The sequence below is a fragment of the Bacillus sp. z14 (2026) genome, assembly GCF_058313575.1.
This window is the reverse complement of the sequence record NZ_JBZFQK010000002.1, coordinates 281,796-299,456: the sequence shown is the minus strand read 5'-3', so window position 1 is coordinate 299,456 and position 17,661 is coordinate 281,796. Positions and strand designations below refer to the sequence as shown.

Below are 17,661 nucleotides of genomic sequence, written 5' to 3'. Positions count from 1 at the left end.
TAAAGGTGGCTCCTTTACTCATTTTTTATTATTCATCATATTGGCAATTGTATTAAAATCTAATGATTTCCCATCCTTAATGATTGATTGTACCAACTGGTCCTCTACATCCTTCGGTACAGGCTTGTTTGCAATTTGCGAAACCCTCTTAATGACGTTGCGGACTGTTTTTTCATCTTTAAAATTTGCATTTTGTAAGGAATTAGCCAGCTCCATTACATCTTTCATATTTACGCCTGTTTTCTTTTCCATATTTTTAAAGAATCCATTATCCATAATTCAGCCTCCTTATCGTTACTGCTATCATATGAAAGAAAATAGGAAAGGTGAGACTCATTTCTCCATGCAAAAAAGGGATTCAGTATAGACTGAAATCCCTTTCTTTCATTTACTAATTGTAAATACTTAATTAACAGTAGGGCATAGAAGAGGTTTTAGGTCTCTTCTATGCATTTCAATTATTATTAGCAGAAGCTAGCGCCAACAATAATTAACAAGATAAATAGTACAACGATTAGTACGAAAGTAGAACCGTAGCCACCGCCGTAGCTACCACCACCGCCGTATCCATAGCCGCCACCGCAGCTGCTTCCGCCGCCGCCGTATCCATAACAACCAAACATGTAAGTCACCTCGCTTTCGCTTAGTACACTCATAACATATGTTAAAAGTGTTTCCTCGGTTTGGGCTAATCTCCATATAAGAATACCCAAATATTAAAATCGGCAATAATACCTTGAATTACTGTAAATATATCTTTTACACTAAAAGAAAACAGTAAGGAGTCATACACATGGCTATAGAGTGGAAAGAAGTAACAGAATTAGAGGATGAACTATTAAGGAAAGCATTATCTTTATATCATGATTGTTTTCCTGAATACGTGCGTGAAGATGAATGCGTATTTTACGAGTCCATCAGACAACGTGAGAAAAACACACCAAATAATTTCCATTTTTTAGTTGGAATCGTAGACGATAAAGTAATCTGTTTCTCAACTGCCCATTATTTAGCTCAAGTAAATAGCGGTTATATTGTTTATATAGCAGCCGATCCGAAAGAACGCGGGAAAGGCTTAGGGAAACAAACACTTTTAAAAATGGAGAAACTACTTAAAGAAGATGCCGTACATGCTGGGTACCCATCCTTAAAGGGAATCTTCCTCGAAACTGAAAGAGAAATTGATGCGCAAAACGAAGAAGAATACAAAGAAACCATAAATCGCCTTCAATTCTTTAACCATCTTGGCTTTTCACCTATAAAAGGATACCAGTATGTCCAACCACCACTATATACTGGACAAACTCCGGTGCCTTTATATCTCGCATTTAAAAAGTTAACTCGCGGAGAAGATATTAATTATGATCAAGTTGTTACAGCAATCTATCATGAAAAATATCATAAAATGAATAAAATTTCCTTAGCTGTACTTGATGAATGCATAACGTCTCAGAGGAATATTTCGGAAACCATCCAATAGCGGAAACAAAAAAGGGTTCTTTGGGGGCATAGGTGCCTGAAAAGTGGTCGGTAGGTGTTTGATAGTAGAACTTTCCTCGGAACTTCACCTATCTTTCACCCGCCTATCCCCCGGTATAGCCCGGGCATAGGTGCCTCATAGGTGGGGTATAGCTGCTTTTCCCAGGACTTCACCTACCTTTCACCCACCTATCCCCCGGTATAGCCCGGGCATAGGTGCCTCATAGGTGGTGGGGCATAGCTGCTTTCTCCTGGACTTCACACACCTATCGCACACCTTTGGAGCACCTTTGGCGCATACACAAATACCCCGGCTATCGCCGGGGTATTGCTATTCAATATTTAACTCATTAATGCCAGCCTTTTCATCTGTTATCAATGATTCGCAGCAAAATAAGCAACCTGGATTAATCAGATTGCATTAACTTTCTTTTTTAATTCTTCGTTTCTTAATAGTTCTTTCACCTTTTGATCCATTCTTTCGATTTCTTGAGCAGGGGTTTTCCACCAGTTTCTACTCCAGATTCTTTCGATTGTCCATCCTCGGCTTTCAAGGAATCTTTGACGATAGATATCCCGTTCTTTTGCATTGGCCGAGCTATGGTACATCGCTCCATCACATTCAATCCCTAAAATATATTTGGAAGAATCATTAGGATGGACGATGGCCATATCGATTCTGTACCCGGACATTCCTACTTGTGTGTGGACTTCATACCCTAAATTTCTTAATTGAGTATAGACCTGTTCTTCAAAGGGGGAATCAAAATGCAGTGCCAGTTCTTGTACATGTGTATTTACATTATCATTAATTTCCTGGACAACCGACTGTATTTCCTCCCTGTTAGTACGTGAAACAGCTCTTACATATTTTAAATATGATTTAAGAAGCTTTGGTCCAATTTGTGCTGTGCCCGCAACATTCAGTTCTTCCGGCTCGATACTAGATACTACAATAATACGTTCCTTGGCTCTTGATACGGCTACATTCAATCTATTTTCTCCACCATATTGGTTAAGCATTCCGAAGCGATTATAGACCTTTCCTTCTTCATTTTTAGCATATCCTATGGAGAAAATAATGATATCTCGTTCATCACCCTGAACATTTTCAATATTTTTTACAAATACTCTTTCATCCAGTTCTTTTGCCATCACTTGATTATAAGCAACATTGAATTCTTGATCGCTTGCAGCTGATTTTTCAATGATATCCAGTATTTTTGTTTGCTGTTTGGCATTAAAAGTTATAATACCAACAGTTTTATCGGGCTGCTTAATCAATGTTTCTTTTAATAGTCTATAGACCTCAAGTGCTTCTACTTCGTTTGATTGATTGATCCATCTGCCATTCACTTTTTTCCATTGGATAGCTGGAGGATCTTTTAAAGGCTCGACATTGGGAGCAATCTGAACATGTCCATTATAAAAAGCATGATTAGAAAAGTTAATGAGTTCCTCAAATTTCGAACGATAGTGCCACTGAAGAATTTTTTCTGGGAACCTTCTTTTCGCTAGATTTAATAAACTTTGCGATTCATCAACATCATATTCTTCTTCATCATCTTCATTTACAAAAGATGACTGGAACATATTAAATGGCGGCAATTGCTTTTCGTCTCCAGCGACAATTAATTGTTTTGCTCTAAAAACTGCTGGTAGACCGCTCTCCACTGTACATTGAGAAGCTTCATCGAAAATCACCAAATCAAATAAATCATCATTTAACGGGAAAATCGAAGAAACTATTTCGGGTGATGCCAACCAAACCGGCATTAAATCCACAAGACCCTTCTCAGCAAATTCATTCACCAATTTGCGCAGTGGCCAAATCATTCTCTTTTTCCCTGCCTGGTGTTTAAGATCTCTTATTTCCCTCGGGTAAGCTTTCTTAAGCTCCTCGACTGATTGTGTCAATTGATGAATTAAATATTGGTTAGCAACCTCTCTTTTTCGGTCAACCAGTTGACTAAACTTTTCCCGTATCCTTGAAAATTCGTTTGTTGAAATCTTCTTAACCTCGGGATATTTATTTTCCGTTTCATCAATCCAATGAATATATGCCGAGTTTTTAAATAAATGGACCCAGTACTCCGGTAGAGCTTGTTCAGAAGCAGGACTTTTCACGCTGAGTTCTTGAATGATTTTCTTCGTGACCTCTGAACACTCTTCCCAATATGAATCCATTTGCTGTAAGTCCTCAAAATCTTGATGAATATACTCTAATAATTGATCTAATTCCTGTAATGGAATATCTCCATCCGCAATTCTGCTTTGATAATTTTCGATCATTTTCTCATCGAAATATTTTTTTAGCTGGTTGATTTCATTAGACATTTTCTTTGTTTCTTTACCTAATTGATTCATGATTATAAGGGCTTGCTTAATTTTGACCCAGTCCGCAGAACTTGTTCCTTTAAATTTTCCGCCCTCTAATAACTCCTCGATAATTGCTTTACCTGAAAAAGAGGTCCACCACCATATTCTCAAGCCTTGTAGTGTCTTTTTACCAGTACCCTCTAAATCAGGATAGATACTATCTAACTTGCCACCTACTAGCCATGTATACGCAGGTGTAATTTTTTTGTAATCTAAGGAATCCAAATAATCAGAGGCGTTCTTCGCTTTCACAATTAAATCATTCAGAAGTTCTACTAGGTTAAGCTTATCTTTAATGGAAAATCGAGCAAATGATTTACGCTTTTTCAATTCGTAAGACTCGCTGCCGAATCGCTCGTACCATTCTGCATAACTGTATATTTTTCCGCTGATCTCATCTAATATATCTTTATTTAACTCACTTAAGACAGGTTTTAAATTTAGCATTTTGCTCATATTATCTAATGGTGTTGCTTTTCCGTATAAATCATACAAACGATACCCAAAATCCTGGTACTCATAAAGCCCTTTAGCAATATCATTTAATAGCTTTTCATGAGTAAACAAGCTATTTGATGTAGATTTTAAATCTTCAAGTGACCGATCAAATAATACTCTATTAGTCTCAAGAACAGCACTAATTTTATTATAAAGCGGCTTTCGATCTGTTTTTTCATCATGCACCAAAGCTATATGATTGGATAATCTCAGCCCGTCTAAGCGTTGGTATACTACATCTAGAGCAGCCCTTTTCTGACAAACTACTAATATTTTCTTTCCCTGACTAAGTGCGTCTGTAATTAAATTAACTATAACCTGGGATTTTCCTGTTCCTGGCGGTCCGTGAACAACAATCCCTTTCTTATATCTCGCTTCTTTTAATATTTCCTCCTGTGACCCATCCGTAACAAGCAAATTCATTATATCCGGTTCTTCATTAGTCTGATTATCTTCATTGTTTATATCTTCTGCTGACTCAAACTCTTGTGGTTCTATCAATTCACTGACTAACGATGATAGATTAGATTCTTCTGAAAGGTCTATCAAGGCATCAAAGTCTTTAACTAGTGAAGAACCCCCTTGTGGAAAGTTCCCGATAATCGCATTTTCCAATAGTACAATTCCAGTGGATTCAGGAATTTCATCCCTCTTATATTCTTTTAACTTTGTGAGTCCTTCATTAGAAAATGAAAGATTAATATCATGCGCCCTGAAGAAAGTATCCCATTTTTCCCTCTCATAAGACTTAGCGATTTCTGCAGCCTCTTCGAAAAATTCTTCGGTAAACTGGACACTATTTAATTTCTTAAACGCCAAAAATAAAGTTCGATTGATTTGCGGACCACCTTCTTCCACACGAATGATCCATCTCTGTGTATTTACCTTACTTTTTTCTAAACGAAGTGGATATAAGAATAGGGGAGCCTGAAAAAAAGTCCCATCAGAGAGGCTTCCTGATATAAAGGGGTAGCCTAAATAAAAGTCGTGAATACCTGTTTCTTCTTCAATTCCTTTTATATTTCGCAATAAATCTGTGAGTTTTTTCGAAATGACCATTGAATCTTCATTCTCTATTGTTGGCTTAAGTAACGTAATTTCACCTTTAGACTGCATGACGATTTTCTTTACAATAGCTTCACTGATTTTTTCATTATTGTTTGATAACTTATCTAGTTCAGTTAAATCAAAACTCCATTTATTGTAGATTTTCAATAATCGAATAGAGCGATTACGACGACTAATATCATTCAATTTATCTCTCATATGAATTAGTTTTTCTTTCACCGTTTTACCTTCTTTCCAGATAAAAAATTCTACACCTCAAAAAGGAAGAGCATGCGCCCTCCCCATAACTTATTGTTTAATACAGAATATATTCAACGGAATTGGAGTGTTAGATCTTCTAAACAGGTATCAATTATCGGCTTTTTCAATTTTATAATACCATGAAAATGGAATTTTTCTTCCAAGTTACACAAATTACCAATCATACATTCCACATGCTGTTACTAGCCCTCTCCAGCCCTCTTACAACCGCTTTTGCATCCATCCATTTAAATTTTAGAATACAATTAATGGGTTCTCTTTCATTAACCTTTTGGTTTAAAAATCAAGGCTGCGATAAATCCAAAGACTATCGCTGCCGTTATGCCTGATGATGTAATTTTAAACATTCCGGTTAACACGCCAACGATGCCATGCTTCTCTGCTTCCTCTAAAGCACCGTTTACAAGCGAATTCCCAAAGCTTACTATCGGAATAGATGCCCCAGCACCTGCAAAATCCAATAATGGTTCATACCATCCAAAACCACCCAATATAGCGCCAATGACAACAAATGTCGAAAGAGTATGGGCAGGCGTTAATTTTGCTACATCAAATAGAAGCTGTCCAATCACACAAATAATGCCTCCTACAACAAAGGCCCAAAAAAACATTGCCAGCATATATGCTCCTCACCTTTCAACGCTATAGTCTTTCAATAGCAACTGCGTGTGCTATACATGGAATGGACTCCCCTTGCTGGAAGGTCAGCGGAGAAAGAAGCGCTCCGGTTGCTGCCAGTAAGATGCGTTTATATGTACCCTTTCTCATTTCATTAAGTAAATGGCCATATAGAACAGTCGCGGAGCATCCTGCACCGCTTCCACCTGATCTTACTGGTTGATCGTCTTTATAAATCATTAAACCGCAATCCCTAAATTTTTCTTTATTTAGCTTTAAGCCCTTCTGCTCCAGTAAGTCAATCGCAGTGTCATGACCAATTTTCCCAAGGTCACCTGTAACAACAAGGTCATAATAGTCCTCGTCAAGGTTTAAATCCCTGAAGTGATGATAAATCGTATCTGCTGCAGCAGGTGCCATCGCGCCTCCCATATTAAATGGATCCTTCAATCCCATATCAACAACTTTACCGATGGTTGCACTGGTTACAACGAGCTTACTTTCAGATGAGTTATCATTCTTCTCCACCAAGGCAACTCCCGCCCCCGTTACGGTCCATTGGGCAGTTGGCGGTTTTTGACCGCCATATTCTGTTGGATACCTGAATTGCTTTTCTACGGTTGTATTATGGCTTGAGGCACCAGTCAATATCTTGTTGGCACCGTCATAATTAATAATAAAGGATGCCAGTGCAAGGCCTTCCATAGATGTTGAGCATGCACCAAACAGCCCAAAATATGGGATGGCCAATGTCCGGGCTGCAAAGCTAGTAGGTGTGATTTGGTTAATTAAATCTCCCGCAAAGAAAAATTGAATATCACGAGTTTGCAATTTCTTTTTATCCAAAGCTTTTTGAACCGCTTCCTCAATTAATACACGGTTCGCTTTCTCATATGTTTTCTGATTTAGCCAAAGATCATCATGAATAATATCAAAATCATCAGCCAAACGGCCATTGCCTTCAAAAGGACCGACAGCTACGCCTGTAGAGGAAATGACAGGATGATTATGCAGCACCCAGGTTTGTTTACCAGTTAGCATATTAACCTCCTATAACCATTAGATAGATTTGCTTTACTAATGCAACGACAAATGCTGAAAAAACACCATATAGGATTACAGTTCCAGCCAATTTAAATATATTTCCTCCTACCCCAAGCACAAATCCTTCTGTTCTATGCTCAATCGCTGCTGAAATGACGGAATTACCAAATCCCGTAACCGGAACAGCACTTCCCGCTCCAGCAAATTGGCCAATTCGATCGTAAACCCCAAAGCCTGTTAATAACATAGCTAAAAATATCATCGTTGCTACAGTTGGGTTACTGGCTGTTTGCTCAGTGAAATTAAAATAAAATATATACATATACGTAATAACTTGTCCTAGTAGACAAAATAGCCCACCTACAAAGAATGCCTTAATACAATTCTTTACAACAGGACGTTTTGCTTCATATTTTTGTTCCAGCTCTTTATATTTTTGTTGTTCAGGGGTTAGTTTTTCATTCTTTTTATTTGCCATATGTACACCTGCCTATGCCATATCCTTCTGTAGTTTCATTATTTTATCAAACCATTTTCCAGCTTTTTTCTTAGAGTAACCTTTATCCTTCACATTCACGATTAACTCGACTGTTTCAAGAAATATTTTCATATCACTTGATACAGTAAAATCAAAGGATTTAAAGCTTTTCTTTAACTCCTTATCTAATTTACTTTCGATACTTTTCATTCGAAAGCGTTGCATATGCTTAACCTTGTACGCAACCAAAATATCTTTATTCTTTTGGACAACAGCCACATCGTAGATTTCTTTATGGGAAGCTACTTTCTCTTTTATTTTCTCTAATGGTGCCTTTGAATGATCACCAAGATAAACGGGATCTTGATCCACGGATTGAATAAGTGACATCTTGGCTTCTTTACTGCTTGAGTCACCGGAACATCCGCTTACTATTGTGAAAAACATAGCTATAATTAAAAATACAGAAATCCTTTTATTCATAGCACCTTCACCCCCTCATTACAAATTGAAATTATTATCCTGTATTGTTTGTTAAACACAGCATTTTATCCAATTTATTTGGAATAACATTAGATGTAGCTTAATTGCTGCATAACAACCTAAAATAAAAAAAACTGCTGACTAAACAGCAGGTTATGGTTGTAAACGACCTTTTTTATTATTTTTTGTACATCCACAGTTTTTTTTCTTTTGCTTGGAAGGCGTTCTCTTGATTTGGCTTGCTTTTTGTTTTGGTATCTTCATAAAAGGGGTCCTCCTTCCCTGATTAGGACTCATACAGTATAAGTATGTAGGAAGGTTTGGTTTGTCTAATACAGATAACCAGATCCGATACAGAAGTATTTTAAAAACGAACTATTTTTATTTCTTTTATTTGCCGCAATGTATATTTAATCCATTTCTTCCCAAACGCAACTTTAATATAGACATAATCCCCCTTTACTTTTTCAATCGTTCCCCTCAGCCGCTTCCCATCTTCCACTATAAAATCGCAGACCGGGCTCGACATGAGCAACGGCATTTTTGAGAGATAGGTGACTAATTCCTCCTTCGTCATATCCTCTATACGTTTACGCTTTGTTTTTCCATTCGCTTCACTTACATCCAATAAATCAGGCTCCCGTTCTTTCAGCAAATCAGTATATTGTTTCTTTTCTATCTCAAAGCTTAATAATGGGGGCTGCTGCTGCAAACTATCATCACTATTTCCCTCTTCAAGTCCTTCACGCGAATTATCTTTATCAGCAATATGTTGTTCCCATTCCTGTTGCTGATTAATTTTATGCATCAATTCTTTAGTCGCAGCATTTGTAAAAAAGTCATCTATTTCCACAATTTCTTCTTCACGCAATCGTCTCATTATTTGCTCCTTATCAAGCCAAGCATTTGCTGGCAGTGCACTATTAATCTCATTATGGCTCATATAGTTACCTCCTTAGCTTCTATCTGCTATATATATGTGCAAAAGACTGTAGATATATCTGAGCTCCCCTCTCTGCTGAAAGCGTTAATTATGGTTTATCATGACATTGCCTGCCCATAGCCAATTTTTCACACAAAAAAACCGCTCTCTAACAATTGCAGAGGAGCGGTTCATAATATTTTTATTTTCTTATTTAACGCTGTTTCATTTTTGGATCAAGGGCATCTCTCAGTCCATCACCCAATAAATTAAATCCAAGGACAGTTAACATGATAGCCAATCCTGGGAAAAAGAGCGTTCCGGGAGCCTGTACTAAAAAACCCTTCGAATCCGCCAGCATTTTTCCCCATTCAGGTGTCGGTGCCTGTGCTCCCAAACCGAGGAATCCAAGCGCCGCTGCTTCTATAATTGCTGTTGCAATCGCCAATGTTGCCTGAACAATAATTGGTGTCATACTGTTTGGAAGGATATGACGAAAGAGAATTCTTGAATCCTTCATACCAATTGCGTTGGCTGCCATAATATATTCCTCTTGTTTAACACTCAGTACTCTAGACCTTATGAGGCGGCCAAAATTCGGAATATTTATAATGGCGATTGCGATCAGGGCATTTTGCAGAGATGGCCCTAAAATAGAAATAATCGCGATTGCCAATAAGATACTTGGAAAGGCAAGAAGGATGTCAAAAAAACGTGAAATAATTGTATCAATCCATCCGCCATAATATCCAGCTACAAGCCCCATTATTGAACCTACTATAACAGAACCCAGTACAGAGAAAAATCCAACGGATAAGGATATACGCGCACCATATAATATTCGTGAAAGAATATCCCTCCCAAAGTCATCTGTTCCAAACCAATGTTCAGCAGATGGCGGTTTTAAACGGTCTGTCAAACTAACCTCCTTATATCCATAAGGAGCAATAATCGGAGCTAATAATGCCAATAATATAAAGAATAAGACGATACCAAGGCCCACCATTGCCAAACGATTACGTTTAAAGGCAGCCCATGATTCCCCCCATGGAGAAACCACTTTTTCATCCATTACCAATGGTGTCTCTTCTGTATTTCGTACTAATTCCCCCAATGTCTACACCACCCTTTATTTGGAGTATTTAATTCGTGGATCGACCAATGCATAAAGGAGGTCGACAACTAAGTTAATGAATACAAAAGCAGCCGCAATCAGTAAAATACCAGATTGAATAACCGGATAGTCACGATAGCCGATTGCTTCATATAAATAACGCCCTATGCCCGGCCAAGCAAAAATAGTTTCTGTCAGAATAGCCCCTCCAAGAAGTAATCCTGTTTGCAGCCCTATGACAGTTAAAACCGGAATAAATGCATTTTTCAAAGAGTGCTTGTACACCACCCAAAACATACTGACACCTTTTGCACGTGCTGTACGAATAAAATCTGATTTCATAACTTCAAGCATAGTCGATCTTGTCATCCTAGCAATAATGGCCATTGGAATAGTTGCTAAAGCGATACTTGGCATAATCAAATGCTTAACCGCCACAAAAAATTGATCGAAATCACCTTGCAGCAACGTATCCACCAAATACAAATTAGTTATCGCATTGATTGGATCTCTGATATCTTCACGTCCCGTTGTCGGTAACCAACCCAGCTGAAGGGAAAAAGCCCATTGCTCCATTAACCCCAGCCAAAAAATAGGCATGGATACTCCAATTAAGGCTAAGATCATAGCTAAATAATCAAACCAGGAATTTGAAAACCACGCACTGATGATGCCGGCATTTACACCAATAACGATGGCAATAATCATCGCAACTAGCGTTAATTCTAGCGTAGCAGCAATATATGGCCATATCTCACTAGTAATCTCTGCATTCGTTCTAATGGATGTACCCAAATCACCGGTAAACAAATTCTTAATATAATCTATGTATTGAACATACCAGGCTTTGTCCAATCCAAGCTCTTGAGTTAAAACTGCAATGGACTCTTTTGTTGCCCTTTGCCCTAAAATAACCTGTGCCGGATCTCCAGGAATGGCTCTGACAATGGCAAATACAATCAGCGTCATTCCAAACAGAACCGGTATAACAGACAGAATCCTTTTCATTGTATAAGAAAACATCTGTATGCACCTCCATAATAAACAGGCGCCCCTATATGAATCATCCATGTAAAGGCGCCCTTACTTAACACAGTTTTACTTGAATTCTACATTCTTTAAAATATCTGATCCGGTCGGATGCGGTACAAGTCCTGTTAAATCAGCTGATGCTGCCAACAAAGGCGTTGAGTGAACGAGCGGAATCCACGGTGCATCTTCATGGATAATTTCTTGAGCCTGTTTATATAGCTCATTCCGTTTGTCTTGATCAACAATTGTTTGCGCTTCAATTAAAATGTCGTGGAGCTTATCATTCGCGTAATAGGAATAGTTGTTAGATCCGATTGAATCTTTATCAAGCAATGTATAGATAAAGTTATCAGGGTCTCCATTATCACCTGTCCAGCCCAGCATATAGGCCGGGAACTCGCCAGCTGCTGCCTTTTCAAGGTATGTAGCCCATTCTACAGTTTGAATTTCTGCCTTAACTCCAATTTTTTCAAAATTTGCCTGAATCGCTTCTGCAATTTTCTTTCCTTCTGGTATATATGGACGCGGAACTGGCATAGCCCAAAGATCCATTTTAAATCCATCCGGATAACCAGCTTCTTTTAATAATTCTTTTGCTTTATCTAAATCAAATTCATAATCCTGAATTTCATCGTTATAGCCTTCCACTGAATCCGGCAGAGGATTTTTCGCTGGTTTTGCCATTCCTAAATAGAAAGCATCAATGATAGCTTGCTTATCAACGGCATGGCTTAAAGCCTGACGGACTTTTGGATTATCAAATGGTTTTTTCGTTACATTAAAGCCAAGATACCCAACGTTCATGGAAGGACGTTCAATAGCCTGTAAATTTGCATCTCCTTTAATTGTTTCAAGGTCTGATGGGTTTACACCGTCCATCACATCAATCTCACCGATCTTTAATGAATTCAAACGTGCCGAGTTATCAGGAATCGTACGGAAAATAATTGTTTTTAATTTTGGCTCTCCGTCTACATAATAATCTTCATTCTTTTCAATAACGATTTTGTCATTTGCTTTTTCTTTAAATTTATACGGACCGGTACCAACTGGATTTTCCCGGAACTTATCACCATCTTTTTCAACTGCAGTAGGGCTGGCTATTCCAAAACAGCTCATTGCAATATTTTTAAGGAAGGTCGCCTGAGGTCTTTTCAAGGTAAATTGAACAGTCGATTCATCAACCGCTTTTACTTCCTTAATGACATGCCCTTCATCTTTTTTATAGCCGCCAAACATGCTGTAATATGGAAACTGATCAGCATCGCCATTCATCCATCTGTTAAAGTTGAATACTACTGCTTCTGCGTTAAAATCAGTACCATCATGAAACTTAACGCCTTTTTTCAATGTAAATGTATATGAAAGACCATCATCAGAAGCCTCCCATTTTTCAGCCAATCCAGGTTGCAGCGTCGTATCCTGTTTACCGTAAGTTAGCAGTGTATCAAAAATATTAATCGTGACTTTAAATGACTCTCCTTCGGTTGTCGTGATTGGATCTAACGAAGTGGAATCACCGCCACGCCCAAAAACAAGTGTATCCTTTGTATTTCCTTTCTCTTCACTGCCTCCGCCTTCAGTCTCCTTGTCGCCAGAATTACATGCTGCCAGTACAACGCTTAGCATTAGAATACTGACCATAACCAATAAAAGCTTTTTCATATGAAACCCCCTCTTATATTTGTTTATTATCATTGCTGTGATGTTCACCATGGAGATGACATGCAGCATAATGATCCCCTTTTATTTCTTGGTATACTGGATTAATAGTCTTACAAACTTCCATTGCATGCTGACATCTAGTATGGAATGCACAACCACTCGGTGGATTGGATGCGCTTGGGATGTCTCCAGTTAAGATGATGGATTCCCGTTTAATATCAGGGTCTGGTATTGGTACTGAAGATAATAAAGCTTGTGTGTACGGGTGAAGAGGGTGTTCGTATAACTCTTCGCTGCCCGACAATTCTACCATTCTCCCCAAATACATGACTCCAACGCGATCACTAATATGCCTGACAACCCCCAGATCATGTGCTATAAAAATATAAGTAAGTCCAAATTCTTTTTGGATATCCTTTAACAGGTTTAGTACCTGGGCCTGTATGGATACATCAAGCGCAGAAACAGGCTCATCTGCAATAATTAATTTAGGTTTTGTCATTAGGGCTCGGGCAATACCGATCCGCTGACGCTGACCGCCACTGAATTGATGGGGATAACGTTTTAAATGATAGGAACTGAGTCCCACAACATCTATCATTTCTGCTACCCTATTTGCCCGCTCCTTCTTATTGCCAATGCCATGAACAATTAAAGGTTCTTCTAATATTTGTTGGACGGAATGCCTCGGATTTAATGACGCATAAGGATCCTGAAAAACCATTTGAATATCACGTCGCACTTGTCTAAGCTGCTTTTTTGACATAGACATGATTTCCTTATCTTCGAAGACAATACTTCCTTCTGTTGGGTCAATCAATCTCATTAATAATCTGCCGGTTGTTGACTTTCCACAGCCACTTTCCCCAACAATCCCAAGAGTTTCCCCTTTTTTCACATGAAAGGATATATCATTAACGGCTTTTACTTCACCAATCTTCCTGCTCAAAACTCCTCCATTGATAGGGAAAAATTTCTTCAGGCCTTCAACTTTTAATAGCTCCGTCATGATGGATGCCTCCTTCCTGTCCCTGATATAATAGGCACCTTACCCATTGATATTGGGGAGACACCTTTTGTAATTCCGGAGTCATTGTGGCACAGGCAGGCATGGCATATTCACAACGCGGAGCAAATACACAGCCATTTTGAATCATTCCTGGTTTCGGAACATTACCTGGAATGGAATATAATTTACTATCTTTCTGCCGGATGTCGGGTACAGATTTCAGTAATCCTTTTGTGTATGGATGTTTAGGATTTTTAAATATATCCCTGACCGTTCCTTTCTCAACAATTTTTCCTGCGTACATAACAAGAACGCGATCGCATATTTCAGCCACCACTCCAAGATCATGAGTAATGAGAATGATTGATGTTTCAGTTTGATTATTTAAATCTTTCATCAGCTTAAGAATTTGGGCTTGAATGGTAACATCAAGTGCCGTAGTCGGTTCATCTGCAATCAATATGTTTGGTTTGCAAACCATGGCCATCGCAATCATAACTCTCTGTCTCATACCGCCTGATAACTCATGTGGATAATTTTTCATTAAATCAGCAGCCCGAGGCAGCCCTACCTGCTTTAACATTTCCATACATTCAGTACGCGCCTTAACTTTATTACTGTTTCTATGCAGCCTATATGCTTCAATCATTTGTTGGCCGATTGTAAACAAAGGATTAAGAGAAGTCATCGGTTCCTGAAAGATCATAGATATCCGATCCCCGCGAATTTTCCTCATTTTTGATTCGGATTTTTTTAATAAATTGTCTCCCTCAAAATTAATGACTGCCTGGGGATCAACAATAGCCGGCGGTTGTGGAAGCAGTCCCATAATGGATAAAGAGGTCAAACTCTTCCCACTTCCTGATTCACCAACAATACCAAGAATTTCTCCTTTATGAAGTTGGAAATCGATATTCTCAACTGCAGGAACCAATTTTCCATCATCCATAAAAGAAACGGTTAAATGGTTTACATCTAAAACCACAGTGTCATCCAAGCCATTCCCTCCTGCGTAATATTATTATGTAATTTATTAAAATATTTAAAATATTATGATTTATTATGTCACAGCTTTTCCCAATTGACTATCATTTTATTAGAAATTTATAACATTTTTATTGTATAGGAGAATAATATTGGATCTTAACACAATAATGAAGGGGGAACAGTTCCACTTTATTTAGGTGATTGATTGACTGATTTACACAGTAACACTTTTCATAAAAAAACTCTCTATTTCAAAAGCGGTTATCAAAGCCACCTTGCAATAGAGAGTCATTTTATTTATAAGCTTAAGATGTGATACCCTGAATCCACATGGATATTTTCCCCCGTAATTCCCCGGGACAATGGACTGAACAGGAATAGGGCTGTGTCTCCCACTTCCTCCTGGGTTACTTGTCTGCGCAAAGGTGCACGCTCTTCAAATACTTTTCGAATTTCATTAAAATCGCCGACTCCTTTGGCCGACAAGGTTCTGATTGCTCCTGCTGAAATAGAATTTACTCTTACGCCGTTAGGCCCAAGATCATTAGCCAAATATTTCACACTTGCTTCAAGTGAGGCCTTGGCCACACCCATGACATTATAGTTTTGGACTACTCGTTCACCGCCAAGATAAGTAAGAGTAACGATACTAGCCCCTTCATTCAGGATTTCTTTTGCTGCTTTTGCAACAGCTGTTAATGAATAAGAGCTAATATTTTGGGCCAATAGGAACCCGTCCCTCGTCGTGTTCATATACTCACCTTTAAGCTCTTCCTTATTGGCAAAAGCAATACAGTGCGCAATCCCGTCTATCTTTCCATATTTTTCTCTAATCGTAGCAAAACATCCTTCGATTTCATCATCTTTTGTAACATCACATGGCAGGACGAAGGTCTCTTCTCCACCCTCTAAGCTGTTTACAAGGTCATAAACACTCTTTTCCATTCGTTCCCCTGCATATGTAAAAATTAATCTAGCACCAGCCTGGTAAAGTGAATTAGCTATACCCCAAGCTATACTTCTTTTATTTGCCACACCCATTACAACAATGGTTTTCCCATCCATACTTAAGTTCATAGGAAGGATTCCTCCTTAAATAATTAACACAAGTTATTAGTACCTACTACTAATTTAAACTAAGTAAAGAAGAATCGCAACCATTTTCTGTTTTTTCAGCTAAATATATCATGTGAGATAACCCATAAAGAGAGTAGCCATTCCAAAGTAAATAAGAATACTTATTAAGTCATTAATGGTCGTAATAAATGGTCCTGAGGCTACAGCAGGATCAATATTCATCTTATGCATCAATAAAGGCACAAGGCTACCCGCTAATGTGGCGACAATTAATGTTACCAGTATGGAAATACCAACGAGGGCAGCAAGAATTAGTTCACCTTTCCAAACATAAACGATAATGGTAACCACGATTCCACATGATATTCCGGTTATAAGTCCTGTTCCCGCTTCACGCCAAAGGAGCTTTAGCTTATTTTCATCCTCAATTTGCCCTGTAGCAATTCCTCTCACTATAACAGCCAAGCTTTGTGTACCTGTATTCCCAGCCATCCCTGCAATTAAGGGGATGAACACCGCCAGAATTGCCTTTTTCGATAAAGTTTCTTCAAATTGACCGATTAAATTAGCGGTAATCATGCCTAGAAATAATAATATAATCAACCACGGGAGTCTTTTACGGGCAGATGAAAAAGGACTTTTATCTATGTATTCCATATCGGATACCCCTGCTAATTTGGAATAATCATCGGAAGCTATTTCATACATAACATCAATCATATCGTCAAATGTTATAATGCCGACCAGATGATGCTGAAAATCAACAACCGGCATCGCAACGAAATCATAGTCTCTCATTTTTCGAGCTATTTCTTCCTGATCATCGCTTACTTTCACCGAATAGACCTGTTTGTTCATTAATTCAAAGACCATTGTATCATCATCTGCCACAATCAAATCACGCAGGGATAGTACCCCTGTTAATTTTTGCTTTTCATCCATAACATAAATATAATAAATTAATTCAGCATCCTGTGCTTCCTTCCTCACTAGTTTCATGGCAGATCCTACTGTTTGATTCTCTGCAATGCTTATAAATTCAGTCGTCATGATACTTCCTGCAGTTGATTCCTCATAGTGAAGCAAATGCATGATATTTTGCGATTGTTCTTCATCCATTAAAGACAAATAACTGATTATTTGTTCCTTATCCAAATTACTGAGCAAATCAACAGCATCATCCGGATGCATTTCAGCTAAAATAGAGGCGGCATATCGAGGATCCATTTCTGCTAAAATTCTCTCTACAATCTCTTCTTCATATTCATAAGCAAGATTCCCTATTAGCTCTGCCATTTCATCCGGTGAGAGAAAGTGATGAACAGTTGCCCGTTCTTTTTCTTCTAAATTCGCATAAAACTTTGCCTGATCATAGGGGTGAATATCTAAAAATATAATCCGAAACTGTTGGAGGTTCTCTTCTTTTAATAAACGCAGTAAATCTCTTTGCTTGCTTTCCTGAATTTCCATTTTAGAGGTCACCATACCTTTTTTTATGTCGTTTAAGGCGTATCTATCATACCCTTTACAATTTCCTAAATAGATAT

The 17,661-nt window shown here is 38.2% G+C and carries 16 protein-coding genes; 1 reads left to right on the top strand and 15 read right to left on the bottom strand.

Going from position 1 to position 17,661, the window contains the following annotated elements; genetic code table 11:
- Positions 1–18 precede the first annotated feature (18 nt).
- Together spoVIF and AC4G3O_RS07490 are read right to left on the bottom strand one after the other, a co-directional pair.
- Positions 19–276: a sporulation-specific transcription regulator SpoVIF gene (spoVIF, locus tag AC4G3O_RS07495; RefSeq protein ID WP_066101365.1), complete on the bottom strand. Its 258-nt coding sequence runs from the start codon at positions 274–276 to the stop codon at positions 19–21.
- A gap of 188 nt (positions 277–464) precedes the next feature.
- The gene (locus AC4G3O_RS07490; RefSeq protein ID WP_066101369.1) at positions 465–623 is read right to left on the bottom strand and encodes a YjcZ family sporulation protein; all 159 of its coding nucleotides are present in this window, start codon (positions 621–623) and stop codon (positions 465–467) included.
- 170 nt (positions 624–793) lie between these two features.
- Here AC4G3O_RS07490 and AC4G3O_RS07485 point away from each other — a divergent pair, with 170 nt between their 5' ends.
- A complete protein-coding gene (locus AC4G3O_RS07485) occupies positions 794–1,480 on the top strand; it encodes a GNAT family N-acetyltransferase (RefSeq protein WP_148630892.1) in 687 nt (228 codons plus the stop codon).
- A gap of 410 nt (positions 1,481–1,890) precedes the next feature.
- Here the strand turns inward: AC4G3O_RS07485 and AC4G3O_RS07480 are convergent, their stop codons facing one another.
- From AC4G3O_RS07480 to mgtE, 13 genes are all read right to left on the bottom strand, one after another.
- The gene (locus AC4G3O_RS07480; protein WP_491136017.1) at positions 1,891–5,643 is read right to left on the bottom strand and encodes an AAA domain-containing protein; all 3,753 of its coding nucleotides are present in this window, start codon (positions 5,641–5,643) and stop codon (positions 1,891–1,893) included.
- 305 nt (positions 5,644–5,948) lie between these two features.
- Positions 5,949–6,305: a stage V sporulation protein AE gene (gene spoVAE, locus AC4G3O_RS07475; RefSeq protein ID WP_066101378.1), complete on the bottom strand. Its 357-nt coding sequence runs from the start codon at positions 6,303–6,305 to the stop codon at positions 5,949–5,951.
- 22 nt (positions 6,306–6,327) lie between these two features.
- Entirely contained in the window at positions 6,328–7,344 is a 1,017-nt protein-coding gene (gene spoVAD / locus AC4G3O_RS07470; RefSeq protein ID WP_066101379.1) for a stage V sporulation protein AD, read from the bottom strand.
- 1 nt (position 7,345) lies between these two features.
- Complete coding sequence (gene spoVAC / locus AC4G3O_RS07465) at positions 7,346–7,825, bottom strand: stage V sporulation protein AC (RefSeq protein WP_066101382.1); 480 nt, start codon at positions 7,823–7,825, stop codon at positions 7,346–7,348.
- A 12-nt stretch (positions 7,826–7,837) separates the two neighbouring features.
- Entirely contained in the window at positions 7,838–8,308 is a 471-nt protein-coding gene (locus tag AC4G3O_RS07460; RefSeq protein ID WP_066101385.1) for a hypothetical protein, read from the bottom strand.
- Between the two features lie 364 nt (positions 8,309–8,672).
- Complete coding sequence (locus tag AC4G3O_RS07455) at positions 8,673–9,251, bottom strand: hypothetical protein (protein WP_066101388.1); 579 nt, start codon at positions 9,249–9,251, stop codon at positions 8,673–8,675.
- Between the two features lie 193 nt (positions 9,252–9,444).
- The gene (gene nikC / locus AC4G3O_RS07450; protein WP_066102359.1) at positions 9,445–10,302 is read right to left on the bottom strand and encodes a nickel transporter permease; all 858 of its coding nucleotides are present in this window, start codon (positions 10,300–10,302) and stop codon (positions 9,445–9,447) included.
- 57 nt (positions 10,303–10,359) lie between these two features.
- Positions 10,360–11,367: an ABC transporter permease gene (locus tag AC4G3O_RS07445; protein WP_066101395.1), complete on the bottom strand. Its 1,008-nt coding sequence runs from the start codon at positions 11,365–11,367 to the stop codon at positions 10,360–10,362.
- Positions 11,368–11,442: 75 nt separating this feature from the next.
- A complete protein-coding gene (locus AC4G3O_RS07440) occupies positions 11,443–13,041 on the bottom strand; it encodes an ABC transporter substrate-binding protein (protein WP_490558869.1) in 1,599 nt (532 codons plus the stop codon).
- Between the two features lie 13 nt (positions 13,042–13,054).
- Positions 13,055–14,050, bottom strand: a complete 996-nt coding sequence (locus AC4G3O_RS07435) for an ABC transporter ATP-binding protein (RefSeq protein ID WP_490558868.1) — start codon at positions 14,048–14,050, stop codon at positions 13,055–13,057.
- Positions 14,028–15,047 (bottom strand): ABC transporter ATP-binding protein, encoded by a 1,020-nt coding sequence (locus tag AC4G3O_RS07430; RefSeq protein ID WP_373925457.1) that lies wholly within the window; start codon positions 15,045–15,047, stop codon positions 14,028–14,030. Before AC4G3O_RS07430 ends, AC4G3O_RS07435 begins: the two co-directional genes overlap by 23 nt.
- Before the next feature lie 287 nt (positions 15,048–15,334).
- Positions 15,335–16,114 (bottom strand): enoyl-ACP reductase FabI, encoded by a 780-nt coding sequence (gene fabI / locus AC4G3O_RS07425; RefSeq protein ID WP_066101403.1) that lies wholly within the window; start codon positions 16,112–16,114, stop codon positions 15,335–15,337.
- 108 nt (positions 16,115–16,222) lie between these two features.
- Positions 16,223–17,584 carry a magnesium transporter gene (mgtE, locus tag AC4G3O_RS07420; protein WP_066101407.1) on the bottom strand — a complete coding sequence of 454 codons (1,362 nt, stop codon included), beginning with the start codon at positions 17,582–17,584 and terminating at the stop codon, positions 16,223–16,225.
- Between the last annotated feature and the right edge of the window lie 77 nt (positions 17,585–17,661).